The sequence below is a fragment of the Phenylobacterium sp. genome (assembly GCF_030693625.1).
GTDB lineage: Bacteria > Pseudomonadota > Alphaproteobacteria > Caulobacterales > Caulobacteraceae > Phenylobacterium > Phenylobacterium ferrooxidans.
The window spans coordinates 1-24,452 of sequence record NZ_JAUYAF010000051.1 but is presented as its reverse complement, the minus strand read 5'-3'; the positions used below and the strand labels follow the sequence as shown (position 1 = coordinate 24,452).

The 24,452-nt window shown below is 68.5% G+C and carries 21 protein-coding genes; 9 read left to right on the top strand and 12 right to left on the bottom strand.

Annotation, left to right across the window (positions count from 1 at the left end; genetic code table 11):
* Positions 1-3: 3 nt before the first annotated feature.
* Positions 4-1,401, bottom strand: coding sequence for an alpha,alpha-trehalose-phosphate synthase (UDP-forming) (gene otsA / locus Q8N10_RS10555; protein ID WP_304775220.1), 1,398 nt, complete (start codon positions 1,399-1,401; stop codon positions 4-6).
* Complete coding sequence (gene otsB, locus Q8N10_RS10550) at positions 1,398-2,150, bottom strand: trehalose-phosphatase (protein ID WP_304775216.1); 753 nt, start codon at positions 2,148-2,150, stop codon at positions 1,398-1,400. Before otsB ends, otsA begins: the two co-directional genes overlap by 4 nt.
* A 153-nt stretch (positions 2,151-2,303) precedes the next feature.
* On the opposite strand from otsB, the gene zwf reads away from it, so the two are divergent.
* Complete coding sequence (gene zwf, locus Q8N10_RS10545) at positions 2,304-3,767, top strand: glucose-6-phosphate dehydrogenase (RefSeq protein ID WP_304775214.1); 1,464 nt, start codon at positions 2,304-2,306, stop codon at positions 3,765-3,767.
* Positions 3,768-3,776: 9 nt separating this feature from the next.
* Here the strand turns inward: zwf and Q8N10_RS10540 are convergent, their stop codons facing one another.
* On the bottom strand, positions 3,777-4,004 hold the full coding sequence (locus Q8N10_RS10540) for a DUF5961 family protein (protein WP_304775212.1): 228 nt from the start codon (positions 4,002-4,004) through the stop codon (positions 3,777-3,779).
* Positions 4,005-4,064: 60 nt separating this feature from the next.
* Positions 4,065-5,852, bottom strand: a complete 1,788-nt coding sequence (locus Q8N10_RS10535; RefSeq protein WP_304775209.1) for a glycoside hydrolase family 15 protein — start codon at positions 5,850-5,852, stop codon at positions 4,065-4,067.
* A gap of 127 nt (positions 5,853-5,979) precedes the next feature.
* Between Q8N10_RS10535 and pyk the strand changes: the two genes are divergently transcribed.
* A complete protein-coding gene (gene pyk, locus Q8N10_RS10530) occupies positions 5,980-7,401 on the top strand; it encodes a pyruvate kinase (RefSeq protein WP_304775206.1) in 1,422 nt (473 codons plus the stop codon).
* 30 nt (positions 7,402-7,431) lie between these two features.
* Here pyk and Q8N10_RS10525 read toward each other — a convergent pair whose 3' ends face one another.
* On the bottom strand, positions 7,432-9,582 hold the full coding sequence (locus tag Q8N10_RS10525) for an amylo-alpha-1,6-glucosidase (protein WP_304775204.1): 2,151 nt from the start codon (positions 9,580-9,582) through the stop codon (positions 7,432-7,434).
* An 11-nt stretch (positions 9,583-9,593) separates the two neighbouring features.
* Positions 9,594-10,658, bottom strand: a complete 1,065-nt coding sequence (locus Q8N10_RS10520) for a glycosyltransferase family 4 protein (RefSeq protein ID WP_304775202.1) — start codon at positions 10,656-10,658, stop codon at positions 9,594-9,596.
* A 147-nt stretch (positions 10,659-10,805) separates the two neighbouring features.
* Here Q8N10_RS10520 and pgl point away from each other — a divergent pair, with 147 nt between their 5' ends.
* Genes pgl through eda form a run of 4 tightly spaced genes read left to right on the top strand, consistent with a single transcriptional unit; the run spans position 10,806 to position 14,900 of the window.
* Positions 10,806-11,480, top strand: coding sequence for a 6-phosphogluconolactonase (gene pgl / locus Q8N10_RS10515; RefSeq protein ID WP_304775200.1), 675 nt, complete (start codon positions 10,806-10,808; stop codon positions 11,478-11,480).
* A gap of 17 nt (positions 11,481-11,497) precedes the next feature.
* Positions 11,498-13,312: a phosphogluconate dehydratase gene (edd, locus tag Q8N10_RS10510; RefSeq protein ID WP_304775198.1), complete on the top strand. Its 1,815-nt coding sequence runs from the start codon at positions 11,498-11,500 to the stop codon at positions 13,310-13,312.
* Positions 13,309-14,283, top strand: a complete 975-nt coding sequence (gene glk / locus Q8N10_RS10505) for a glucokinase (protein WP_304775196.1) — start codon at positions 13,309-13,311, stop codon at positions 14,281-14,283. Before edd ends, glk begins: the two co-directional genes overlap by 4 nt.
* Complete coding sequence (eda, locus tag Q8N10_RS10500; RefSeq protein WP_304775193.1) at positions 14,280-14,900, top strand: bifunctional 4-hydroxy-2-oxoglutarate aldolase/2-dehydro-3-deoxy-phosphogluconate aldolase; 621 nt, start codon at positions 14,280-14,282, stop codon at positions 14,898-14,900. The genes glk and eda overlap by 4 nt, the downstream gene beginning before the upstream one ends.
* Here the strand turns inward: eda and Q8N10_RS10495 are convergent.
* From Q8N10_RS10495 to Q8N10_RS10485, 3 genes are read right to left on the bottom strand one after another with little or no spacing between them, the layout of a single operon-like run.
* Positions 14,897-15,538, bottom strand: coding sequence for a GNAT family N-acetyltransferase (locus tag Q8N10_RS10495; protein ID WP_370690169.1), 642 nt, complete (start codon positions 15,536-15,538; stop codon positions 14,897-14,899). The genes eda and Q8N10_RS10495 overlap by 4 nt on opposite strands.
* Before the next feature lie 40 nt (positions 15,539-15,578).
* On the bottom strand, positions 15,579-16,355 hold the full coding sequence (locus Q8N10_RS10490; protein ID WP_304775190.1) for an enoyl-CoA hydratase/isomerase family protein: 777 nt from the start codon (positions 16,353-16,355) through the stop codon (positions 15,579-15,581).
* Entirely contained in the window at positions 16,352-17,518 is a 1,167-nt protein-coding gene (locus tag Q8N10_RS10485; RefSeq protein ID WP_304775188.1) for an acyl-CoA dehydrogenase family protein, read from the bottom strand. The genes Q8N10_RS10490 and Q8N10_RS10485 overlap by 4 nt, the downstream gene beginning before the upstream one ends.
* Before the next feature lie 173 nt (positions 17,519-17,691).
* Here Q8N10_RS10485 and Q8N10_RS10480 point away from each other — a divergent pair, with 173 nt between their 5' ends.
* On the top strand, positions 17,692-18,909 hold the full coding sequence (locus Q8N10_RS10480; protein ID WP_304775186.1) for a CaiB/BaiF CoA-transferase family protein: 1,218 nt from the start codon (positions 17,692-17,694) through the stop codon (positions 18,907-18,909).
* A gap of 175 nt (positions 18,910-19,084) precedes the next feature.
* Here Q8N10_RS10480 and Q8N10_RS10475 read toward each other — a convergent pair whose 3' ends face one another.
* From Q8N10_RS10475 to Q8N10_RS10465, 3 genes are all read right to left on the bottom strand, one after another.
* The gene (locus Q8N10_RS10475) at positions 19,085-19,498 is read right to left on the bottom strand and encodes a Zn-ribbon domain-containing OB-fold protein (RefSeq protein ID WP_304775184.1); all 414 of its coding nucleotides are present in this window, start codon (positions 19,496-19,498) and stop codon (positions 19,085-19,087) included.
* Between the two features lies 1 nt (position 19,499).
* Positions 19,500-20,687, bottom strand: coding sequence for a thiolase domain-containing protein (locus tag Q8N10_RS10470; protein WP_304775182.1), 1,188 nt, complete (start codon positions 20,685-20,687; stop codon positions 19,500-19,502).
* Between the two features lie 120 nt (positions 20,688-20,807).
* Entirely contained in the window at positions 20,808-22,289 is a 1,482-nt protein-coding gene (locus Q8N10_RS10465; protein WP_304775179.1) for an AMP-binding protein, read from the bottom strand.
* 190 nt (positions 22,290-22,479) lie between these two features.
* Here Q8N10_RS10465 and Q8N10_RS10460 point away from each other — a divergent pair, with 190 nt between their 5' ends.
* Together Q8N10_RS10460 and Q8N10_RS10455 are read left to right on the top strand one after the other, a co-directional pair.
* Complete coding sequence (locus Q8N10_RS10460; protein ID WP_305663919.1) at positions 22,480-24,033, top strand: class I adenylate-forming enzyme family protein; 1,554 nt, start codon at positions 22,480-22,482, stop codon at positions 24,031-24,033.
* Positions 24,034-24,047: 14 nt separating this feature from the next.
* Positions 24,048-24,452: DMT family transporter (locus Q8N10_RS10455; RefSeq protein WP_305663918.1), on the top strand; the 405-nt coding region annotated here is incomplete at its 3' end.

The following is a 24,452-nucleotide window of genomic DNA, read 5'->3' as shown; positions in this document are numbered from 1 at the left end:
GGTTCAGCTGGCCAGGGCGGTGTGGGTTTCCCTCACGTCGGACAGGGCGCCCACATAGGCGTCGCGCCAGGCGTTGACGTCCTCGCGAGTGACGTTTTCGAACATCTGGGCCCAGCGCGCGACACGCTCGGATAGGTCCATGGCCAGGGCCCGCTTCAGGGCCTCGGCGATCTCTTCCGGGCTGTTGGGGTTGACCATCAGCGCCTGCTTCAACTGGTCGGCGGCGCCGGCGAACCGCGACAGGATGAGCACTCCGGGGTCGTCGGGATTCTGCGCGGCCACGAACTCCTTGGCCACCAGGTTCATGCCGTCCCGCAGCGGCGTCACCAGCGCCACCCGGGCGGCGCGGTAGACCCCGGCCAGCTCGTCGCGCCGGTAGGTCTTGTTCACGTAACGCACCGGGTTCCAATCGATGTCGGCAAACTCACCGTTGATGCGACCCGACAGGGAATCCAGGCGTGCGCGGATCTCCTGATAGGCTTCGACGCCTTCGCGGCTCACCGGGGCGATCTGCAGGAACAGCACCTCGCGGCGGACGTCGGGGTTGTGGGCCAGGAAGTGCTCGAAACCGGCGAACCGCTCCTCCAGACCCTTGGAATAGTCCAGCCTGTCGACGCCGATGATCAGGCTGCGGAAGGCGGTGTGGGCCATCATCACGTTGTAGGTGCGCCAGGCCCGCTCGCTCTTGGCCATCTCGGCGAACTCCGCGGCGTCGACCCCGATGGGGAAGGCGCCCACCTTCACGGTGCGGCCGAAGGCGCGCAGGTCCGACCCCACCATCACCCCCTTGGCCTCGGTGAGCACATATTCCTCGAAGGCCTGGCGGTAGTCCGCGGTCTGGAAGCCCACCAGGTCGTAGTCGAACAGCGACTGCACCAGCTTCTGGTGCCCGGGCAGGGTGACCATCAGCTGGTGGGCGGGCCACGGGATGTGCAGGTAGAAGCCGATCCGGTTTTTCACCCCCAGCTTCCGAAGCTCCCGGGCCAGGGGGATCAGGTGGTAGTCGTGCACCCAGATCAGGTCGTCGGGCTCGATCAGCGGGGCCAGTGTCTCGGCGAAGCGCTGGTTCACCCGCTCATAGCCCTCGCCATAGGACCGGTCATAGGCGGTCAGGTCCTGGCGATAGTGGAACAGGGGCCACAGGGTCTTGTTGGCGTAGCCGTTGTAATACTCGTTGAGGTCGGTTTCCTCGAGATCAAGCGTGGCCACGGTCACCCCGTCGCAGCGCTCCACGTTCAGTTCGCCGGTGAACTTTTCGGTGGTCTTGCCGCTCCAGCCGAACCAGAGGCCGGAATATTCCCGCAGCGCAGCCGACAGGGCCATGGCCAGGCCGCCGACCGTCTCGTCGCCCTTGCCGGTCGGGGCGTTGACCCTGTTTGAAACGACGATCAGCCGGCTCATCGCGCGGCCTTAAGCCAAGCCAGGGCGGCCGCCACGTCGTCCAGGCGCAGTTGCGCTGCGGTGGGGCGCGCAGGGCCCACCAACACGCCGAACCCGCCCAGCCGGCGCGCGGCCGCGAAGCCGTCCTCGTCGGTGAGATCGTCCCCCAGGAAGATCGGCGTCGCGCCATTGAAGGGGGCGTGGGCCAGGAAGGCCTCGACACTGTCGCCCTTGGTGGGGCCCGGCGTGCGCAATTCCATCACCATGTCGCCGGGTTGCACGGCGAGGCCCGTGAGGGCGGCGACTCTTTCGGCCTCGGCCCGGGCGGCCTGGCCGTGCTCGGGGTCGCCGCGATAGTGCAGCGTCGCGGAGAGCAGTTTGTCCTCCACCAGCATGCCTGGATGGTCGGCGGCGAACAGCCGCAAGGCGGCGACGGCCTGGGGCAGGGCGGGGTGCGGTTCGGTCTGGGTGACCGCGCCGTCGGCGCCTCGGAGCACCAGGCCATGTACAGCCGCCACAGCCGGCACACGGCCCTCCAGGATGCGATCGATGTCTGCAAGGGTGCGGCCGCTGACCACGGCGAGGCGACCCTCAAGCCTGCCCATCAAATTTTCGAGTATGGCCGTCCTGCGCGGATCTGGCGCCACATCCTGCGGCAGCGCGGCGATCGGGGCGAGGGTGCCGTCAAGGTCCAGGAACAGGGCGGCGTTCGCCAGGGCCAGGGGCGCGGGCGGCGCGTTAGGTCGGAGATCCAGCTCAGTCACAGTCATCGAAAACACATAGCCCCGGGCACGCGAGCAGGAACGCTCACGGTCACGGTTCGATCCTTTGTTGGCTTAGAGAACGAATGAGCGGGCTTGACGTTGCGGGGGCGAACGCCGCTATGCGCGGTTTGCATCTGAAGGTTCGCGAAAGGTGACGCGATGGCGCAATCCCCCACGGCCGACGTGATCGTCCTGTTCGGCGGCACGGGCGACCTTGCCCAGAGGATGCTCTTCCCGTCGCTCTACTTCCTCGACGCCGATGGATTTCTCGCCGACGACTTCCGCGTCATCGCCACGGCCCGGGCCGATATGACCACCCAGGCCTTCGCCGATCAGGTGCATGAGGCGGTGAAGATCCGCGCCGGGGCCGTCGACGCCAAGGTGTGGAAGCGGTTCGCCGCCCGGCTTGACTATGTCGGCGGCGACGCCACCAAGCCGGCGGGCATGGCCGCGCTGAAAAGGGCGATGGGAGCCGCCAAGACGCCGATCTTCTTCCTGGCCCTGTCTCCCAGCCTCTTCGCCCCGGTCTGCGCGGCCCTGGGCGAGGCTGGCCTCGGAGGCTCCGACGCCCGCATCGTTCTCGAAAAGCCCATCGGCCGGGACCTGGAGAGCTCCAAGGTCATCAATGACGCGGTGGGCGCGGTCTTCCCGGAACAGTGTGTGTTCCGCATCGACCACTATCTGGGCAAGGAGACGGTGCAGAACCTGATCGCCCTGCGCTTCGCCAACACCCTCTTCGAGCCGCTGTGGAATAACCTCACCATCGACCACGTGCAGATCACCGTGGCGGAGACTGAAGGGGTCGGCGACCGCTGGCCCTATTACGACGAGTACGGCGCCCTGCGAGACATGGTGCAGAACCACATGCTCCAGCTTCTGTGCCTGGTGGCCATGGAGCCGCCTTCCGACATGGCGCCGGAGTCCCTTCGCAACGAGAAGGTCAAGGTGCTGAGGTCCCTGCGGCCGTTCACCCGGGCCGATGTGCAGTCGATCAGCGTGCGGGGCCAGTATACGCCGGGCGTGGTGGGCGGCGGGTCCGCCGCCGGCTACGAGGCCGAACGTGGCCAGGCCAGCAACACTGAGACCTTCGTCGCCCTGCGGGCCGATATCGACAACTGGCGCTGGGCGGGCGTGCCCTTCTTCCTGCGCACCGGCAAGCGCCTGCCCGAGCGCCGCACCCAGATCGCCATTCAGTTCAAGCCTGTGCCCCATTCGATCTTCGGCGATCACGCCAAGGCCGACCTGGTGGCCAACCGCCTGGTGATCGATCTGCAGCCGGACGAGGATATCGAGCTGACCCTGATGAACCAGGCCCCGGGCCTGACCCAGGGCGGGATGCGGCTGCAGTCCCTGCCGCTGTCCCTGTCCCTGCTCCGCGCCTATTCCGGGCCCAATGCGCGCCGGCGCATCGCCTATGAGCGGCTGCTGCTGGACGTCATGCACGGCAACGGCACGCTGTTCGTGCGCCGCGACGAGGTGGAGCAGGCCTGGACCTGGATCGATGGCATCGAGGCCGCCTGGGCCGACAGCGGCATGGTTCCCAAGCCCTACGCCGCCGGCAGCTGGGGCCCGGCCGGCGCCTTCGCCCTCATCGAGCGGTCAGAGCGGGCCTGGTACGACTGATTTGGGGTCTTAGCCGCAGGCCTCGGCCTCGCCCGACCCCAGGTCGATGCGGAAGCAGTGGCGCTCGCCGGTCTCGGTGTCGGTGACCACCACCTCGACGTCGCCGTCCTCGTCGGGCTGGGGGTGCCAGTGGTCGACAAACTCGAAGGCGGCGGTCTCGAAGTCGGGGCCCATTACGTCATAGGCGCGCTGCTGGCCTTCGGTGACGGCGCGGGCGGAGAAGTGGCGGTCGTTCATGGGGCGCTCCTGCGAGGGTCTAACGCCCCCGGCGGGAAAAGGATTCACTCAGCCAGCCGGTCACCGCACGCTGGTCCAGGGGCGGCTGAGCATGTTGGCGCAGTTGATCAGCCCCACCAGGGAGTAGGTCTGCGGGTAGTTGCCCCACAGCTCCGCCCCATCCAGGGTGATGTCCTCCGACAGCAGGCCAGCCGCCGTACGGCGGCCCAGCATCTCCTCGAACAGCTCGCGCGCCTCCTCGGTGCGGCCCGACATGTGCAGCACCTCGATCAGCCAGAAGGTGCAGATGTTGAAGGCGGTCTTGGGCTCGCCGAAGTCGTCGGGAACGGCGTAGCGCAGCATGTAGGGCCCCCGCCGCAGGCCGTCCTCCACCGCCTTGATGGTGGCGGCCATGCGCGGGTCCTCGGGCGACACGAAGCGCACGTCCACCAGCTGCAGCAGGGAGGCGTCCAGTTCGTCGCCGCCGAAGGTGGCGGCGAAGCGGCCGAGCGTCTCGTTGTAGGCTCCGGTTTCGATGGTCTCGCGCACCTTGGCCGCGCGGCCGTTCCAGAAGTCGGCCCGCTCCATCAGGCCCAGCTGCCGGGCCGCATTGCCCAGCCGGTCGCAGGCCGCCCAGCACATCACCGCCGAATAGGTGTGGACGTTCTCCCGGCCGCGGAACTCCCAGAGCGAGGCGTCGGGCTGGTCGTGCAGTTCGAAGGCCCGATCCCCCACCGGCTCCAGGTCGCGGAAGTCCTCCACCGTCGCCGGCCGGAGCAGGCGCTGGTCGAAGAAGGCCTGGACGGTGGAGAGCACGATCTGGCCGTAGACGTCGTGCTGCAGATGCTCGTGCGCCTGGTTGCCCACCCGCACCGGCCCCATGCCGCGATAGCCCGGCAGGTGGTCGGCGAAGCGCTCCACCAGGGACGGCTCCAGCCCGACGCCATACAACGGCTGCACATGGCCGCCCTGGGCGGTGTCGATGACGTTGCGCAGATAGACCAGGTAGTTTTCCAGCAGGTCCGCCGCGCCCAGCCTGTTCAGGGCCTGGACCACATAATAGGCGTCCCGCAGCCAGCAGTAGCGATAGTCCCAGTTGCGCTGACTGCCCTCGTGCTCGGGGATCGAGGTGGTCAGGGCCGCGACGATCGCGCCGGTCTCCTCATGGGCGCAGAGCTTCAGGGTGATGGCGGCGCGGATCACCGCCTCCTGCCATTCCAGGGGCACCGACAGGGTCCTCACCCAGGCGCGCCAATAGTGGGTGGTCTCGGTCAGCATCCGCTCGGTGGTGGCGGCCACGTCGGCGTCGAACCCCTCGTCGGGGCCGAGGAACATGGAGAACGGCTCCTCCAGCCGAAACAGCCGCTCGTCGCGGATGTGCGACACCGACGCCTCGGTGGTCAGCCGCAGGGTCATCTCGCCGCCCACATAGCGCAGGTGGTTGGAGCCGGTGGTGATCGTCGCCGGCGCCTCGCCCCAGTTCACCATCGGCCGCATGCGCACCCGGATGCGGGGCGTGCCGCTTATCGGACGGATCTTCCGCACGAAGGCCATGGGCCGGTAGACCCGCCCGAACTGCCGGTAGCGCGGGGCGAAGTCGATGATCTCCACCACGGCGCCGGACTTGTCGGTGATCTCGGTGACCAGGATCGGGGTGTTGCGGACATAGTGCTGGCGGACGCTGGCCATGTCGTCGACTTCGATCGACCAGAAGCCCTGTTCCTCCGACTTCTCCCCCGACAGCAGGGCGCAGAAGGTCGGATCGCCGTCCACGCGCGGCGTGCAGGCCCAGACGAATCGCCCGGAACGGTCGATAAGGGCGCTGGCCGCGCAGTTGCCGATGGGAAACAGGTCGAGAGTCTGGGTCATATGCTCCGAATCCTCGACCTTTGTGTTCGATTCGCGACGGACCCGCTTCAGTTGCGCCCTGACCGCATGGTGGTCTTTTGATAAGCATCGAACTATTCGACGCAACGCGATTTGGCAGGCTGACCAGATGATCCGCGCCCGACGCGCCCGCATTGTTGCGACGCTTGGCCCCGCCAGCCGCGACGCCGTTCAGATCCGGGCGCTCGCGGAAGCCGGCGCCGACGTGTTCCGTGTGAATTTCAGCCACGGCGACCATGAGGACCACGCCCGCACGATCGCCAATGTCCGCGCCGTGGAGGCCCTGGTGGGCCGTCCCCTGGCAGTGCTGGCCGACCTGCAGGGCCCCAAGCTGCGGCTGGGTGAATTCGCCGACGGTCGGGTGCGGCTGAAGGTGGGGCAGGACTTTCGCCTGGACCGCAAGACCGCCGAAGGCGACGCCTCCCGCGTCTGCGTCCCCCATGCCGAGATCTTCGCGGCCCTGAAGCCCGGCGCCGACATCCTGCTGGACGACGGCAAGGTGCGGCTGAAGGTCGGCAAGTGCGGGCCTGACTTCGCCGACACCGTCGTGGTGGCGGGCGAGGCGCTCTCCGACCACAAGGGCCTGAACCTGCCGGGCCTGGCCATCCCGATTCCCGCCCTGACACCCAAGGACCTGGAGGACCTCAACTTCGCGCTCTCCCAGGGTGTCGACTGGGTGGCCCTCTCCTTCGTGCAGCGCGCCTCCGACATGGCCGAGCTGCGCCAGATCGTGCAGGGCCGCGCCGGCGTCCTGGCCAAGATCGAGAAGCCCGCCGCCCTGGAGGCCCTCGATGAGATCCTGGACCTCTGCGAAGCGGTCATGGTGGCGCGCGGGGACCTGGGCGTCGAGCTGAACCCGGAAGACGTGCCGGTGGTGCAGAAATCCCTGATCCGCGCGGCGCGGACCCGGGGGATCCCGGTGATCGTCGCCACCCAGATGCTGGAGAGCATGATCTCCGCCCCCACCCCCACCCGCGCCGAGGCCTCCGACGTGGCGGGCGCGGTCTATGAGGGCGCCGACGCCGTCATGCTCTCGGCCGAGACCGCGGCCGGCCAGTATCCGGTGGAGGCGGTGACCATCATGGACCGCATCATCACCCGGGTGGAGCGCGACCCGCGCTGGCCCGAGCTGATGCGCGCCGAATATCCGGTGGAGGACGCCGACGCCGACGCCTTGGTGGCCGCCGCCCGCCGTGCCGCCGAGGCCGCCTCCACCGCCTGCCTGGTGGCCTTCACCACCACCGGCCAGACGGCTCTGCGCCTGTCGCGGGAACGCCCGCTTCAGCCGACCCTGGCGCTCACCACCCGTCTGACCACCGCGCGCCGGCTGTCCCTGGCCTGGGGCGTGGAAGCTCGGGTTGTCGATGAGATTTCCGATCCCGAGGATCTGGCCCGGGTGGCGGTCGCTGTCGCCACCGAGATGGGCCTTGCGCCCCCCGGCCATCGGGTCCTGATCCTGGCGGGCCTGCCCATGGGCTCGCCCGGCGCGGCCAATATCCTCCGGCTGGCCCATACGCCGATCAAGCGCTGAGATTTAGTTCAAGCTTGAACTACTCCTGTTTCAGCAAATCCTGACCGGCACCAGGCTCTGGCCTCTGGCCTGCACCACGATCTTGCCGCCAATCCGTTCGAACAGCAGGTCCACCTTCTCCTCGCCCACCCGCAGGCCGTCCACCGCCAGGACGTCGATGCCGATGGGCAGGCGCGGGTCGATGATCTCCACACCGCCGCCAGCGCCGTTCACGCCTATCCCCAGGCAGGCCTGCAGCATCATGAACACCGACCCTGCCGCCCAGGCCTGGGGCAGGCAGGCCACCGGATAGTTCACCGGCGGCTCGCCGGCGTTGCGGCCAAAGCCGCAGAACAGCTCCGGCAACCGCATCTCGAAGCTGGCGGCGGTCTCGAACAGGCCCGAGGTCAGGTTCACCACCCCGTCACGCTCCCCATAGCGCGACAGGCCCATGGCGCAGACCGCAGTGTCATGCGGCCAGACCGAGCCGTTGTGATAGCTCATCGGATTGTAGCGGGCCTCGCCGGTGGCCAGGGTGCGCACCCCCCAGCCTGAATCGAACCGCGCGGACAGCAGCTGTTCCGTCACCTTGGCGGCGCGCTCCGGTGATGGCAGGCCGCAGAACAGCAGGTGGCCGGGATTGGAGGTTCGCGTGCGGCACAGGACGCCGTCGCCGTCGATGGCGATGCCATAGAACTGCTGGTCCTCCATCCAGAAGCGGTCCTCCACCGTCTCCCGGATGTGCTCGGCCCGTTCGCTCCAACGCGTCTGGCTGACGAGATCCTCCCGCTGGCCGGCGAAGCGCGCCATGGCCTTGTAGGCGGCGAAGGCGTAGCCCTGCACCTCCACCAGGGCGATCGGCCCGTTCGGGAACCGGCCGTCAGCGTGGAAGACGCTGTCCTGGCTGTCCTTCCAGCCCTGGTTGGCCAGGCCGCTCTCCTGGCCGCGGGCATAGTCGATCAGCCCATCTCCGTTGGTGTCGCCGAAGTGCTCCATCCAGGCTGTGGCGGCCTTCAGAGCCGGCCATAGGTCGTCGATCAAGGCCATGTCGCCGGTTCGCTCGGCATAGGCTCCGGCCAGGGCGACGAACAGCGGCGTGGTGTCGACCCCTCCGTAATAGCGGCCGAAGGGCACCTCGCCCAAGGCCGGCATTTCACCCTTTCGGGTCTCATGCATGATCTTGCCGGGCGCGGAGTCGCGGAAGGCGGAAATCTCCTCGGCCTGGTGAGCGGCGAGGTAGGTGAGGACGCCCTTGGCCAGGGAGGGCTCGAACCACAGGATTTGCCACGCGGTGATGATGGCGTCGCGACCAAAGGCGGTGGAGAACCACGGAATGCCAGCATAGGGGTAGGGCCCGGTCTCCATGCGCGTCGTGAGCAGGGCCAGGTCGGCCCTCGACTTTTCCAGCCACTCATTGAACAGGCGGCCCGAACTGCGCATCCGCGCTCCGTGCCGGCGCCGGGCGCGCATGTCCCAGCGAGCGCGCGCCGCGCCGTCGCGGAATCGCTCGCGGCTGGGTGTCGGCGCCTCGGTCGAGCCGATCTCGAGATAGAGCTCCAGCCGCCCTTCGGGCGCCAGGGAGTACATGAAGTCCGCCCGGCCCGGTGTCAGCCGGCCAGGCGGATCGGAGAAGGCGACGACGCTGGCGCGCTCAATCTGGTCCAGGCCGACATAGGTGAACCGCACCCGGCGCCCGTCGAGCACCGGAGGCAGCATGTGGCCGCGCCGGGCGCGCGTCATGCCGCGCACCTCAAACATGTCCTGGAAGTCGGCGCCGAACTCGATGGAGAGCGGCAACAGCACCACGTCGCGGCTGTAGTTGGTGCAGGTGATCCGTTCGTAAAGCCGCTCCTCCCACAGGAAGCGCTTGCGCTCCAGGTGCAGCACGCCCGGCGGTCCCATAGGCCCGCCCGGATAGGGCAGGGCCTGGTTGGCGCCATTGAAGGTGAAGAACACATTGTCCTGCGCGATGGCCGCCGACAGCAGCGACGGCGGCTTGTCGCCCAGAAGGACGCGGAACCGCGACAGGATGCGCGTGTCGTTGTGGAACAGGCCGTCCCCCGCCCCCAGGATGTCGCCATAGGAATCGGCCACCACGAAGGTGTCCTTGTCCTTCAGGGCATGCAGCCGATGCGGGGTGCGGGGCTCGACCGACTCGCCATGTTCGACCGGGGCTCCTGGCGCCGGTGCGAGATCGTCCATCTGTTCTTGCCTCAGGCGGTTGCGGCGACGGCGAAGGCCTGGCTGAGCGGCGCGCCCAGCCGGGCGTAGAGGTTGAGATAGCGCCGCGCCATCGCTGTCGCGGAGTACTTCAGCTCGAACTGGCGGCGCACCTCCCGGCGGTCCAGGTTGGCGGCCTGGCGGGCCGCATGCACGGCTTCCCCGTCGGTGCGCACGATGAAGCCCGTCACACCGTGCTCGATCACCTCGGGCACGGAGCCGCAGGCAAACGCCACAACCGGCGTGCCGCAGGCCATCGCCTCGATCATCACCAAGCCAAAGGGTTCGGGCCAGTCGATGGGAAACAGCAGGGCGTCGGCGCCGCCCAGGAACTCCGACTTGTGGGCGTCGCCGATCTCGCCCACGAACTCGATCAGCGGATCGCCCAGGATCAAGGGCTCAATCTTGTCATGGAAGTAGCGCAAGTCGGCGGCGTCCACCTTGGCGGCGATCTTGAGGGTCTTGCCCAGACTCTTGGCGATGGCGATGGCCCGGTCCGGCCGTTTCTCCGGTGATATTCGACCCAGGAAGGCCAGGTAGCCCTTGGGCGTGGCGCTGAACTCATAGATGTCTGCGGTCATACCGTGGTGCACGGTACCGGCCCAACTCGCCGAGGCCAGGGGCCGGCGCTGGTCATCGCTGATGGAGACCAGGGGATACTGCGGCCAGCGCTCATAGACCCCGGCCAGGTCCTTCAGGTCCAGGCGGCCATGCAGGGTGGTGATCGTCTTGCTCGCCACGTCCTCGAAGAAGGGAAAGTGGACCATGTCGGTGTGGAAGTGAATGACGTCGAAATCGTCCGCACGGCGCCGGACCTCCGAGAGCATCGACATGTGGGCGGCCAGGTCGCTCTTCAGGACCGCCGGATCCAGACGGATGGCCTGATCGCGGACGGTGACGAGCTTGGCCTTGGTGCGGGCGTCGGCGCTGGCGAACAGGGTCACGTCGTGACCCAGTTGCACAAGTGCGTCCGTGAGGTGGGAGACCACGCGCTCGGTGCCGCCGTACAGCCGCGGAGGCACCGCTTCATACAGAGGCGGGACCTGGGCGATTCTCATGGCGGCAATCCTTGGACTGTTGCGAGTCGAATCGCTCTGCGGTGCAGGAGAATCCGCAAAGACATAGGCCTCGAGATCGCGAGAAAGTTCCGCAGCGCGACGCAGATTTTCTGATCCGACCGGGCCGCGCCGCGTTATGGGCGGGAGATGATCGAAACCTTCGCAGACGAGGCCGCCCTGGCCGCCGCCGCGGCCGCCGCGACGGCCGACGTCCTGAGGGCGGGCCTGGCCCTGCGCGGCCACGCCACCCTGATCGGCACCGGCGGCCGGTCGCCCGCGCCGGTCTATGACGCTCTGCGGGACGCTGACCTCGACTGGGGCCGGGTCACGGTGGGCCTTTCCGATGACCGGTTCCTGCCGATGACGTCGCCGGACTCAAATGAGCGCCTGGTCCGTGAGCGCCTGCTGCAGGGCCGGGCTGCGGCCGCCACCTTCCTGCCCCTCTACGCCAACACCCCCAGCCCCGAGGCGGCGGCCGACATCGCCGAACCCCAGCTCCGCGCCCTCGCCCCCTTCGACATGCTGTTCCTGGGGATGGGCGAGGATGGCCACGTCGCCTCCCTGATTCCCGGCAGTCCGGTGATGGCGGCCGGTCTGGACCCGGCCGGCGGCCGCTTCGTCATCGGCGTTCCGGCCGGCGTCGGTTCGCCGCCGGTGGCCCGCATCAGCCTCACCTTGCCGGCCTTGCTGGCGGCCCGCTCGGCCCTGGTGCTGATCCGCGGCGCGGCGAAGCGCGACATCGTCGAGAACGGCTCGGGACTGCCCGTGCACGCCTTCCTCAAACAGTCTAAAGCGCCTGTGCGCGTCCTCTGGACGCCGTAGGTCTAGGAGCACTCCCCATGCATCCGGTCACCGCCGCCGTCACCGCGCGCATCGTCGAGCGCAGCCGCGAGGCCCGCGCCGACTACCTGGCGAGAATGGAGGCTGCGCGCCACGCCGGTCCCGGCCGCGCCAAGCTGTCCTGCGCCAACTGGGCCCATGCCTTCGCCGCCTCCCCGGAGGGCGACAAGCAGCGGATGCGCAATCCCAGCGCGCCGAACGTGGCCATCGTCTCGGCCTACAATGACATGCTCTCGGCCCATCAGCCGCTGGAGCGCTTCCCTGAGATCATCAAGGCCGCGGCGGAAACCGTGGGCGCCACGGCCCAGTTCGCCGGCGGCGTTCCGGCCATGTGCGATGGGGTCACCCAGGGCCGTCCGGGCATGGAGCTGTCGCTGTTCAGCCGCGACGTGATCGCCATGTCCACCGCCGTGGCTCTCACCCACGACGCCTTCGACGCGGCCCTGATGCTGGGCATCTGCGACAAGATCGTGCCCGGCCTGACCATCGGCGCCCTGGCTTTCGGCCACCTGCCGGTGATTTTCGTCCCCGGCGGGCCCATGACCACCGGGGCCTCGAACGCCGACAAGGCCCGGGTCCGTGGCCTCTATGCCGAGGGCAAGGCCACCCGCGACGAGTTGCTGGACATGGAGATGAGGTCCTATCACGGCCCCGGCACCTGCACCTTCTACGGCACCGCCAACTCCAACCAGATGATGATGGAGATGATGGGCCTGCACCTGCCTGGCGCGGCCTTTGTCACCCCCAATACGCCCCTGCGCGATGCGCTCACCGCCCACGCTCCCCTGCGCGCCATCGAGATCGCCGACGGGACCAACGCCTATGCGCCGATGTCGGCGGTGGTGGATGAGAAGTCCATCGTCAACGCCATCGTCGGCCTGCTGGCCACCGGCGGTTCGACGAACCACACCCTGCACATCGTCGCCATGGCGAGGGCCGCCGGGGTCATCGTCGACTGGACCGACTTCGACGAACTGTCGCGGGTCACCCCGCTGATGGCGCGGGTCTATCCGAACGGCAGCGAGGACGTGAACGCCTTCCACGCCGCCGGCGGCATGGCCTATGTGGTTCGCGAGCTGCTGGACGCGGGATTGGCCCACGAGGACGTGGTTACCGTCGCTGGGGAGGGCCTGCGCCGCTACCAGCAGGAGCCCTTCCTGCAGGACGGCAAGCTGGTCTGGCGCGAAGGCCCCACCACGTCCCTCAATCTCGACATCCTGCGGCCCGCCAGTGATCCGTTCCAGCCCGAGGGCGGGATGCGCCTGCTGGCCGGCGGGCTTGGCCGCGCGGTCATCAAGACCTCGGCGGTGAAGGACGAGCACTTGATCATCGAGGCCCCGGCGATCGTCTTCGACGATCAGGACGACCTGCTGGAGGCCCACAAGAACGGCGAACTGAACCGCGACTTCGTCGCCGTGGTCCGCTTCCAGGGCCCCCAGGCCAACGGCATGCCCGAGCTGCACAGCCTGACCCCGGTGCTCGGCGTCCTCCTGGACAAGGGGTTCAAGGTGGCCCTGGTCACCGACGGCCGTATGTCCGGCGCCTCGGGCAAGGTGCCCGCCGCGATCCACGTCTCGCCGGAGGCGGGCCTTGGAGGCCCCCTGGCCTATGTGCGCACCGGCGACAGGGTGCGCCTCGACGCCCATGCGGGCGTGCTGGAGATCCTCGTCGATCCGGCCGAGCTCACCGCGCGACCACGGGCCCCCAAGCCCGCCGCCGGCTTCGGCTACGGCCGTGAGCTCTTCGGCGCCATGCGCCGCGCCGCCGGACCCGCCGAGGCCGGCGCCTGCACCCTGTTCGGGGACGTCGCATGAAAACAAGCTACACAGGCCTCGTCGGCGACGTCGGCGGCACGAACGCACGTCTCGCCCTGGTGGACGACGCCGGTCACATCCGCCATCCGAAGACCTATCCCGCCGCCGACTTCGGCTCCCTGGGCGAGGTGATCGGCCAGTACCTGGACACCACGGTCGGCCGTCGTTGTCCGCCGCGCGCCGTCCTGGCGGTGGCCGGTCCGGTGGTGGACGGCGAGATCGAGTTCACCAACCTCGCCTGGCGGATTTCCGAGGGCGAGCTGGTGGGGACCTTCGCCTTCGAGGCGGCCCGGCTGATCAACGATTTCGCCGCCCAGGCCATGGCCGCCCCGGCCCTGAGCGCCGACGATCTCAAGCCTCTGGGGCCGGTGATGAAGGGCGCCGAGGGCGCGCCTATCGTGGTCCTGGGCGCCGGCACCGGCTTCGGGGTCGCGGGGCTCGCCCGCTCGGAGCGGGGCGACGTGCCCATCGCCACCGAAGGCGGCCACGCCGCCTTCGCCCCCCATGACGAGCTGGAGGCCCAGGTGCTGGAGCGCCTGCGCAAGATCCACCGACGGGTCTCCATCGAGCGGGTTCTGTCCGGCCGCGGCATGTTCCAGCTCTACAAGGCGCTGGGGGATATTCGTGGCGTCGAGACCGGCCTGGCGGATGAGAAGGCGGTGTTCGCCGCCGGCCAGGCGGGCGATCCGCTCTGCGCCGAGACCCTGGACCGCTTCTGCGGCATCCTCGGTTCGGTGGCCGGCGACCTGGCCCTGACCTTCGGCGCCCGCGCCGGGGTCTATGTCTCGGGCGGCATCGCGCCGCGCATGGTGGACCGCCTCAACAGCGGTGAGTTCCGCCGCCGGTTCGAAGACAAGGGCCGGCTTTCCGACTATACCCGCGACATCCCCACCTCCCTGATCGTCCATCCCTACGCAGCGCTGGTGGGCTCGGCCCGGGCGCTGAAACAGTTGGAAGGAAACCGGCTTTGACCCTGCAGGACATCCTCAAGCTCGCCCCGGTCGTCCCGGTCCTGATCGTCGAGGAAGAGGCCCACGCGGTCCCCCTGGCCAAGGCGCTGGTGGCGGGCGGGCTCTACGCCCTGGAGGTCACCCTGCGCACCCCGGCCGCCCTTGAAGCCATCCGCCGCATCGCCGGTGAGGTCGAGGGCGCGGTGGTGGGCGCCGGCACCATCACCACCGCCTCGGCCCGCCAGTCCGTGGCCGATGCGGGCGCGAAGTTCGGCGTCAGCCCCGGCCTGATTGAGGGCGAGGGCTTCGACGGCCCGGTGCCCCTGCTGCCCGGGATCGCCACCGCCACCGAACTGATGTGGGGCCTGCGCGCCGGGTACACCCACTTCAAGCTCTTCCCCGCCAACATCGTCGGCGGCGTGGGCGCGCTCAAGGCCTTCGCCAGCCCCTTCCCCCAGGCTATGTTCTGCCCCACCGGGGGCGTCAGCCTGGAGAACGCCGACGACTACCTGGCCCAGCCCAATGTCATCTGCGTCGGCGGTTCCTGGGTCGCGCCGATGGACGCCGTACGCGCGGGAGACTGGGGCCGGATCACGGACTTGGCCCGCGCGGCCTCGCAGCTCGGCAAGGCCGCCTAGGCTTTCGCCAGCACCGTCGCCGTCACTTCGCGGCGGATCACGAAGCCCAGCGACTCATAGAGGCTGATCGCGCCCAGATTGCTGGCGTAGGAGTGCAGGAAGGGCGTCTCGCCGCGGGCTGTGATCCGCCCGGCCGCCACCCGCATCAGCCGCCCGGCGTAGCCGCGCCCGCGATGGTCGGGATGGGTGCAGACGCCGCTGACCTCGGTGAAGCCGTCGGGACGCATCCGCTCGCCCGCCATGGCCACCAGCCGCCCGTCCTGCTTGATCCCCACGAAGGCGCCCAGCCGGTGGGTGGCCTCGAGGAACGGCCCCGGCTCGGTAAGGGTGGCCAGGGCCAGCATCTGCGGGGCGTCAGCCTCGGTCAGGTCCTCGAAGGCGAAGTCCGGATCGCCCGGCCTGGGGCGCTCGGCGACCATCTGGGCGCAGACGGCGGCCTTCCGCACCACGACGCCGGGCGGCGGCGTGAACGGCTCGGCCTCCACCACCCACAGGGTCCCATCCGCCGGGATCAACTCGGCGAGCGCCGCCAGGTTCTCCGGCGACCCATCCGCCGCCGCGCCGAACACGTTGTAGCGCGGCTCGAAGCGCAGGGCCCTCTCATCGCCCAAGGCCAGGGCCCGCTGGCGGGTGCTCAACGTGCTCCACACTGGTCGATCCAGCGGGTGGACCATTCCTCTAGCGGCCGGTGAAATTGCCGGCCCGGCGTTCGGACACCGCCTTCACGCCCTCGGCATAGTCGTCGGTGACCCGCAGGAGGGTCTGCTGCTCATGCTCGTGGAAGGTCTGGGCGCGGACGGCGGCGGCGAGATCAGAGCGCAGCGTCTTGCGGGTGGCCACCACGGCCAGGGGCGCGTTCTCGGCGATCTCCTGGGCCAGGCGGCCGGCCGCGGCGCGCAGGTCGGCCAGGGGCGCGATCTCGTCCACCAGGCCCCAGGCCAGCGCATCCTCGGGCTTCACCCGCCGACCGGTCAGGAACATCAGGTTGGCGCGGTGCTGACCGATCAGCCGGGGCAGGGTGTGGGTCAGGCCAAAGCCCGGATGGAAGCCCAGCTTGACGAAGTTGGCGGTGAACCGCGCCTCGGGCGCCGCCACCCTGAAGTCGCCCACCAGGGCCAGGCCGAGACCCGCCCCCACCGCCGCGCCCTGCACGGCCACCACGATCGGGGTCTCGATGGAATAGAGCCGCACAGCCTGGTCATAGAGGCTGCCGATGCCGCCCATGCCGCCGCTGGCGATGCCGTCGCTGGCCACCAGGTCGGCGCCGGCGCAGAAGGCCTTGCCCGCCGAGCACAGCACCACGGCGCGGGTCTTGCCGTCGCCGTCGAGGGTTTCCAGGGCCTCGGCCAGGTCGGCCATCAGCTCGACGGAGACGTGGTTGAAGGGCGGGCGGTCGATTTCCACGGTCGCCACGTGGCCATCATGGGTGACCTTCAGGTGGTCATAGCTGCTCATCGTCGGGTTCCCATCAGGTTGCGGGCGACCACCATGCGGTGGACTTCGGAGGGGCCGTCATAGATCCGCATGTTGCGTACCAGCGAGGCCATCAGCTGCAAGGGCATTTCCTTGGTCATGCCCATGGCGCCGAAGCACTGCATGGCGTTGTCGATGACCTCCCAGGCCATCTCGGTGGCGAACACCTTGACCATGGAAATCTCGTTGCGCACGTCGCGGCCCTGGTCGAGCTTGGCGGCGCAGTCATAGGTCATCAGCCGGGCGGCGTGGATCTTGATGGCCGCGTCGGCCGCCCACCACTGCACGGCCTGGCGGTCCGAGAGGGCCTGGCCGAAGGTCACCCGCTGCGGCGCGTACTCGCACATCATGTCCAGGGCCCGCTGCGCCAGGCCGATGCACCAGGCGGCCATCTCCATCCGCCGGGTCCCCAGTCGCACCTGCATCGGCGCGAACCCCTGGCCCTCAGTCCCCAGGAGCTTCCAGCCCGGCACCCGGCAGTCCTCCAGCGCCACTTCATAGGTGGTCGCCCCGCCGATCATCGGGATCTTGCGCAGGACCTTGAAGCCCGGATTGTCGCCGTCCACCAGGAAGGCGCTCATCCCGCCCCGCGCGCCCTTCTCCCGGTCGGTCACCGCCATGACGATGGTGAAGTCGGCTTCGGCGGCCCGGCTCGTCCAGATTTTTCTTCCGTCAATGATCCAGTCTTCGCCGTCCCGCACGGCCTTGGTGATCATGCCGGCGGGGTCGGCGCCCGCGCCCGGCTCGGAGATGCCGATGGCGCTGATGGTCTCGCCGCGCACATAGGGGGCGAGATAGGCCTCGCGCTGGCGTTCGGTCACCGTGGCCATCAGCATCCGCAGGTTCGGCGAGTCCGGCGGCAGGGTGTAGGGGGTGACCGTCGAGCCCAGGGCCTCGTTCACGGCCACCAGGGCCACCTGCGGCAGGTCCGAACCGCCCACGTCCTCCGGCGCGTCCAGCCCCCAGAGGCCCAGGCGCTTGGAGACCACGTCGATCTTCTCGCGCTCCGCCTTGGTCAGGCCGACGCCGTGACCTGAGGCCTCCCGCGCCAGGACCGCGCTCTCCAGCGGCATCAGCTCGTCGCGGACGAACTTCTGCGCCAGGTCCTTGAGCATCCGGTGCTCTTCGGAAAGTTCGAAGTCCATGCGTCCGCCCTCAATGCCTGTTGATCCGGCCTTGGCGCGATTTAGCCGGGTTGCCGCGCCGGACGGCAAGCACCCGGTGAAAATTCCTTGGCCCAGCGCCCCGGCGTGACCCCTTGCGTCCACCCCGGCTTCAATGATCTTCCAGGGCCTAAGAACCGACGGGGAGCATCGACGTGACCGACACCAAGCAACTTGCGGACAAGGCCACCGGCCCCCTGGCGGGCATCCGCATCCTGGACCTGACCAGCGTGGTGTTCGGCGCCTACGCCACCCAGATGCTCGGCGACCAGGGCGCGGAGGTCATCAAGCTGGAGGACCCCGGCTCGGGCCGGGGCGACGGCGGCGACATCATGCGCTGGGCTGGCCACGTGCCCGAGGGAACCCCGCGCGACCTCGGCCCCATCTTCCTGACCATCAACCGCAACAAGCGCTCGGTGCTGATGGACATGCGCGACCCGGCTTCGCGTCCCCTGCTGGAGGCCTTGATCAAGAGCTGCGACGTCTTCGCGGTCTCGGTGCGCTACGAGGGTTTGAAGCGCCTGGGCCTGGCCTATGAGGACGTGAAGGCCCTGCGGCCTGACGTCGTCTATGTTCACGCTGCGGGTTATGGCTCTGACGGGCCTTATGCCGGGGAGCCCGCCTATGACGACCTGATCCAGTCGGCCTCGGGCCTGGCCGACCTGCTGCCCCGCACTGACGGCAACCCCACGCCGCGCATCCTGCCGACCCTGGTGGCCGACAAGGTCTCGGGCCTGTTCATGTGTCAGGCCATAACCGCCGGGCTGCTGCACAAGGAACGCACCGGTCAGGGCCAGTTCATCGAGGTGCCGATGCTGGAATGCGTCACCAGCTTCAACCTGGTGGAGCACCTCTACGACCACACCTTCGAGCCGCCAACCGGCCAGTGGGCCTACCAGCGGGTGGCCAATCCCAACCGCAAACCCTACCAGACCAAGGACGGCTACATCGGCCTGCTGCCCTATACCGACAAGCAGTGGGACCAGTTCTTCGCCGCCGCCGGCATGGCCGAGACCTTCGGCAAGGATCCCCGCTTCTCGGACTACGCGACACGGGCCAAGCACATCGGCGAGCTCTACGGCCTGGTGGGCGAAGTCACCCAAACCAAGACCACCCAGGAATGGCTGGACCTGCTGAAGCCGCTCTCCATCCCCATCGTCAAGACCGCCCGGCTGGACGATCTGCCCGACGACCCGCACCTGAAGGCCGTGGGCTTCTTCGAGCGCTACGACCACCCGCATTCGGGGCCCTACAACGCCATGAAGCCGCCGGTGCGCTTCACCGGTTCGCCCTCCAACATCCGCCGCCACGCCCCGCGCCTGGGACAGGACACCGCCGAGGTGACCGCCGAGATGGGGCTGAAGACGGAGTAGGGCGCCAAGATCCTCCCCCGGGGCCGCAGGGCGATGTGGGGGAGGTGGCAGGCGGCGCAGCCGGCTGACGGAGGGGGATCGCCGTAGGCGACATCTTTGACCCCAAAACAAGAGTCAAAGTCCCCCTCAGTCAGCTTCGCTGACAGCTCCCCCAGAGGGGGAGCATCTCTTGCGCCTAGACCGGCGAGAACACCGGGACGGGCGGACCGCCCTCGGTGGCCTGGAACTTCACCTTCACCTTCTGGCCGATGGCCAGCTTGGAGAGGTCGCAGTCCACGAAGTTGGTCAGCACCGCCGGGCCCTCATTGAGGGTGACATAGCCGATCGCGTAGGGGCCGGTCGGCGAGCGGTGCATGGTGGAGTAGGTGTAGATCACCCCTTCGCCCGGGCTCTCTTCCCAGACGGTGTCGTCGGAGAAGCAGAAGGGGCAGAGCGCGCGCGGATACCAGTGCGGTTCGTTGCAGGCGTTGCAGCGCTTGATCAGGAACTTGCCCTGTTCGGCGGCGTCCCAGAAGGGCTTGCTCTCGATGGTCACGGCCGGGGCCGGGATCTTGCGGCCCTCGGCCGGCTTGTCTTGGGCTTGGCTCATCTTACGCCTCCCGTTCCATGATGACGGTGCCCGCGCCGTGGCGGGTGCCAAGCGATCCGCCCGTGCCGTGGGCGAGCGCCAGGTCGCAATTGGGAACCTGGACCTTGGGGTGGGCCTCGCCACGCAGCTGGCGCACCGCCTCGATCACCTTGGTGATGCCGCCGCGGTTGGTGGGGTGGTTGTTGCACAGCCCGCCGCCGTCGGTGTTGAAGGGCAGCTTGCCGACACCGGAGATCAGGTTGCCGTCGGAGACGAACTTGCCGCCCTCGCCCTTCTTGCAGAAGCCCAGGTCCTCGAGCTGCATCAACACCGTGATGGTGAAGCTGTCGTAGATCGAGGCGTACTTCATGTCCTGCGGCGTGACGCCCGCCTCCTCGAAGGCGATGGGCCCCGACCACAGGGCGCCGGAGTGGGTGAGATCCAGGTCCTTGCCGCCGCGCGGCCCCTTGGGGGCCTCGCCTGCGCCGATCACCTTCACCAGGGGCCGCTTCAGGCTCTTGGCGACTTCCGGGCTGGTGACGATCAGGGCGCCGCCGCCGTCGGTGACGACGCAGCAGTCCAGCAGGTGCAGCGGGTCGGCGATCATGCGGGAGTTCACCACCTGCTCGACGGTGACCACGTCCTTCAGGAAGGCGTGCTCATTGTACTGGGCGTGGTGGCTGGCGGCGACCTTGATCCAGGCCAGCTGCTCGCTGGTGGTGCCGTACTCGTACATGTGGCGCATGGCGCACATGCCGTAGGTGTTGTGGGTCGAGCCGCCGTAGATGTTCTCGAAGCCGGCTTCCGGCGCGCCGTCCGTGAGCTGGCCGGGACGGCCGCCGCCGCCGCCGGGGAAGAACTTGTTCTGGCGGGGACGGCCGGCCAGGGTGATGAGCGCCACGGTGCACTTGCCCGCAGCGATCGCCTGGGCCGCGTGGCCGACGTGCAGCAGGTAGGACGAGCCGCCGGTCTCGGTGGAGTCCATGTGGCGGACGTTCTTGAGGCCCATATAGTCGACCATGGACATGCCGCCGAAGCCCGGTGCGTCGCCGGCGCAGAAGTAGCCGTCGATGTCGTCCTTGGTGAGGCCCGCGTCGGCCAGGGCGCCCTTGGCGCACTCGGCGTGCAGCTGCGGCGTCGACTTGTCGGGAGCATCCCGGGTGGGGTGCTCATAGGCCCCCATGATGTAGGCCTTGCCCTTAATACTCATCGATCCCCTTCCTCAAATTCGTCTTTTCATGAATGGCGGTTGGCTTAGCCCTCAGGCGCGCCAAGCGCAAACCTCGGCCCGTCGGCGAGAGGGCCGACGGGTCCGCGCGCTTGCGAAGCCTCAGGCCGGCTGCTGGTCCTTCAGCTTGGCGATGCGGACGTCGCGCAGGGCGGTGCGCCGCACCTTGCCGGCGTCGTCGCGCAGGGGCTCGTCCACGAACTCGTAGGTTCGCGGCTGCTTGTAGGTGACGAGTTTCGATTTCAGGTGCTCGCGCAGGGCCGCCTCGTCGCCAGGCCCCCGCGTCTGAACGATGGCGTGGATCTTGTTGCCCAGGTCGTCGTCCGGAATGCCGATCACCGCACAGGATTGAACACTGTCATGCTCCTCCAGCGCGGCCTCGATCTCGGCGGGATAGACGTTGGAGCCCCCCACCAGGATCATGTCGGTGCGCCGGTCGGCCAGGTAGAGATAGCCGTCCTCGTCAAACCAGCCGATGTCCCCCAGGCTCTCCCAGCCGCCCGGCAGCACCTTGGCCGTCGCGCCCAGGTACTTGTAGCTGGGCGCCATGCCCTCGGGCCGGCGCATGTAGATCTCGCCGATCTCGCGGGGCGGAAGCGGATTGCCGTCGTCGTCGAAGGCCACCATCTCGCCCATGCGCACCTTGCCCACCGAGCCCCGGTGTTCCATCCACTCGGTGCCGGAGATGACGGTGGAGGCCTGGGCCTCGGTGCCGGCATAGAGCTCCTGGATCACCTCGCCGCCCAGCCAGAGGATGAAGGCCTCCTTCAGCCAGGGCGGGCAGGGCGCCGCCAGGTGCCAGAGGGTCTTCAGCGAGCTCAGGTCGTACTTGGTCCGCACCTCCTCCGGCAGATGCCAGATCCGGTTCATCATGGTGGGCACCATGTAGATCCAGGTGGCGCGGCGCTTCTCGATCTCCGCCAGCGTGCCCTCGGGATCGAAGCGCGGCAGGACGATCAGGTGCGCGCCCAGGTTCAGCACGCTCATCATCATGCCGAAGCCGGCGTTGTGATAGAGCGGCGCGGGCAGGACGGCGATGGACTCAGGCGTCAGCTGCCAGCCGCCCACCGCCGGCGTCTCCTTGGTGGTCACGCCGGGCTGGCCGGCCAGGATCAGCTTGGGGCGGCCGGTTGACCCCCCTGAAGTGGGGGCCTTGGAGACCGGCGAGGTGGCGTCGGGCAGGTCGCTGTCGTCATCGCTCTTGGCCAGCAGGTCGGAAACCTTCAGCAGCGGCCGGTCGATCTTGGCCTCGAACTCGGCGATCACCACCGGGGTCTTGGCCAGCTCCATGATGGCCTCCAGCTCGGCCTGGGGCAGGCGGAAGGCCACCGGCTGCGGCGTCGCGCCGATCTTCCACATGGCCCAGCAGGCGACGGCGAAGTCGGTGGAGTTGGGCAGGCCCAGCGTCACCAGGTCGCCGTGCTTGACCCCATAGGCCAGCAGGCCGCGGGCGGCGCGGTTGGTCAGCCTGTGGAACTGGGAATAGGAGAGGGTGACATCGCCGCAGCTCACCGCCGGAGCGTCGGGCTGGGATTGCGCGAAGGCCTTGAGCTTCGCGCCGAGGGAAATCATCTCGTCGGCCATAATTATGTGTCGTCCCAAATGAAATCGACCCGATTGAATTCCGGGCGAGGCGCCCCGCCTATGCTGCGGGGTCGCCACCATTTTCCCTCGCGGAAGATCGTCTCGGCAAGCGCCATATTCGATTGGCGGAGCCGGGGCCTTGTGGCTATGACGGCCCGACAAAATTTGAGCCTTGGGTAGGGAGCCGTCGATGTCTGTCGAACAGATGCTGAGCCAGGATTTCGGGACGCTGGCCGAGGTGATCGGGCAGCAGGCCAAGGAACGGGCCGACAAGCACGCCCTGGTGGACGCCAAATCCACCATGACCTACGGCCAGCTCGACGCCTTCATGGATCGCATGGCCACGGCGCTTCAGCGCGAGGGCGTTGAGAACCAGGGCGTCGCCGCGGTCTGCGCCACCAGCTCGGTGGAATATGGCGCGACCTTCTTCGGCATCCTGCGGGCCGGCGCCGCCGTCGCGCCCCTGGCCCCGTCCTCCACCCCCGAAGGCCTGGTGGGGATGCTGAAGGACTGCGGGGCCAAGGTCTTCTTCCTCGACAAGGGCGTGTCTGACGCGCTGGCCGGCGTCGCCGACCAGATCACCGCCCAGCGGGTCGCCCTGGACGGCTCCGACGCCGGTATCCCCCTGACGCAATGGCTGGCCCCCGAAGGCTCCAAGCCCAAGCCGGTGACCGTCACCCCGCAACAGGCCTTCAACATCATCTATTCGTCGGGCACCACCGGCACGCCCAAGGGCATCGTCCAGCCGCATCAGATGCGCTGGGGCCAGATCCGGCGCGGGGTCTATCGCGAGGACGCGGTGACCATGATCTCCACCCCGCTCTATTCGAACACCACGCTCGTCTCCTACCTGCCCACCCTCTCCAACGGCGGCACGGCGGTGCTGATGCCCAAGTTCGACGCCGAGCAGTTCCTGAAGCTCTCCCAGCAATACCGCGCCACCCACGCCATGTTGGTGCCGGTGCAGTACCGCCGGCTGATGGAGCGGCCGGACTTCGACAGCTACGACCTCTCCAGCTACGTGATGAAGTTCTCCACCAGCGCCCCCTTCGCCGCGGCCCTGAAGGCCGACGTGCTGAAGCGCTGGCCCGGCGGCTTGATCGAATATTACGGCATGACCGAGGGCGGCGGCTCCTGCGGCCTGGCGGCCCACGAGTTCCCCGACAAGCTGCACACCGTCGGCCGGCCCCTGCCGGGCCACGACATCCGCCTGATCGACGAGGACCTCAAGGAGGTGCCCCAGGGCAAGATCGGCGAGGTCGTCGGCCGCTCGGGCGCCATGATGGTCGGCTACCATAACCAGCCGGGCAAGACCTCCGAGGCCGAGTGGTACTCGCCCGAAGGCCTTCGCTACATCCGCACGGGCGACGTCGGCGTGTTCGACGCCGACGGCTTCCTGACGCTCATGGACCGCAAGAAGGACATGATCATCTCCGGCGGTTTCAACGTCTTCCCGAGCGAGGTCGAGCAGGTGCTGTGGAGCCATCCCGCCGTGCAGGACTGCGCTGTGATCGGCGTGCCTGACGAGAAGTGGGGCGAGGCGGTGAAGGCGGTGGTCGAGCTGAAGCCCGGCGCCGCCGTGGCGGCCGACGAGCTGATCCATCTCGCCAAGGAGAAGCTCGGCGGCGTGAAGGCACCCACGTCGGTCGACTTCATCGCGGTCCTTCCCCGAAGTCCGGTCGGCAAGGTGCTGAAGAAGGACCTGCGCGCGCCCTACTGGGCCGGCCATGATCGCAAGATCTGAAGGGCGGAAGATCTATGCTCGCCTGGCTGCGACGTCTGCCGCCGAACGTGCAGGGTGCGTTGTGGCTGGTCAGCGGCGGATTCATCTTCACGTCCACCGGCGTCATGATCCGGCTGCTGTCGGAACAGATCGACAGCGTCCAGACTGCCTTCTTCCGCGCCGTCATCGGCCTCGTCCTGCTGCTGCCCATCATCGTGGCCGGCCAGGTGAAGCCCTGGCACTCCAAGCGCCTCGCCGGCCATTTCTGGCGCACTGTCATGGGCACCGCCTCGATGGTGCTGGGCTTCTATGCCGTGTCGATGCTGCCGCTGGCCGATGCGACGGCGATCGCCTTCTCGCAGCCGCTGTTCTCGGTCCTGGTCGCCGTCGTCCTCGCCAAGGAGAAGGTGCGCTGGCGGCGTTGGACCGCCACGATCGTG

What these genes read in the sequence shown, in the direction of transcription:
- otsA (WP_304775220.1), bottom strand. Translation starts at nt 1,401, where the DNA reads ATGAGCCGGCTGATCGTCGTTTCAAACAGGGTCAACGCCCCGACCGGC.
- otsB (WP_304775216.1), bottom strand. Translation starts at nt 2,150, where the DNA reads ATGACTGTGACTGAGCTGGATCTCCGACCTAACGCGCCGCCCGCGCCC.
- zwf (WP_304775214.1), top strand. Translation starts at nt 2,304, where the DNA reads ATGGCGCAATCCCCCACGGCCGACGTGATCGTCCTGTTCGGCGGCACG.
- Q8N10_RS10540 (WP_304775212.1), bottom strand. Translation starts at nt 4,004, where the DNA reads ATGAACGACCGCCACTTCTCCGCCCGCGCCGTCACCGAAGGCCAGCAG.
- Q8N10_RS10535 (WP_304775209.1), bottom strand. Translation starts at nt 5,852, where the DNA reads ATGACCCAGACTCTCGACCTGTTTCCCATCGGCAACTGCGCGGCCAGC.
- pyk (WP_304775206.1), top strand. Translation starts at nt 5,980, where the DNA reads ATGATCCGCGCCCGACGCGCCCGCATTGTTGCGACGCTTGGCCCCGCC.
- Q8N10_RS10525 (WP_304775204.1), bottom strand. Translation starts at nt 9,582, where the DNA reads ATGGACGATCTCGCACCGGCGCCAGGAGCCCCGGTCGAACATGGCGAG.
- Q8N10_RS10520 (WP_304775202.1), bottom strand. Translation starts at nt 10,658, where the DNA reads ATGAGAATCGCCCAGGTCCCGCCTCTGTATGAAGCGGTGCCTCCGCGG.
- pgl (WP_304775200.1), top strand. Translation starts at nt 10,806, where the DNA reads ATGATCGAAACCTTCGCAGACGAGGCCGCCCTGGCCGCCGCCGCGGCC.
- edd (WP_304775198.1), top strand. Translation starts at nt 11,498, where the DNA reads ATGCATCCGGTCACCGCCGCCGTCACCGCGCGCATCGTCGAGCGCAGC.
- glk (WP_304775196.1), top strand. Translation starts at nt 13,309, where the DNA reads ATGAAAACAAGCTACACAGGCCTCGTCGGCGACGTCGGCGGCACGAAC.
- Q8N10_RS10490 (WP_304775190.1), bottom strand. Translation starts at nt 16,355, where the DNA reads ATGAGCAGCTATGACCACCTGAAGGTCACCCATGATGGCCACGTGGCG.
- Q8N10_RS10485 (WP_304775188.1), bottom strand. Translation starts at nt 17,518, where the DNA reads ATGGACTTCGAACTTTCCGAAGAGCACCGGATGCTCAAGGACCTGGCG.
- Q8N10_RS10475 (WP_304775184.1), bottom strand. Translation starts at nt 19,498, where the DNA reads ATGAGCCAAGCCCAAGACAAGCCGGCCGAGGGCCGCAAGATCCCGGCC.
- Q8N10_RS10470 (WP_304775182.1), bottom strand. Translation starts at nt 20,687, where the DNA reads ATGAGTATTAAGGGCAAGGCCTACATCATGGGGGCCTATGAGCACCCC.
- Q8N10_RS10465 (WP_304775179.1), bottom strand. Translation starts at nt 22,289, where the DNA reads ATGGCCGACGAGATGATTTCCCTCGGCGCGAAGCTCAAGGCCTTCGCG.
- Q8N10_RS10460 (WP_305663919.1), top strand. Translation starts at nt 22,480, where the DNA reads ATGTCTGTCGAACAGATGCTGAGCCAGGATTTCGGGACGCTGGCCGAG.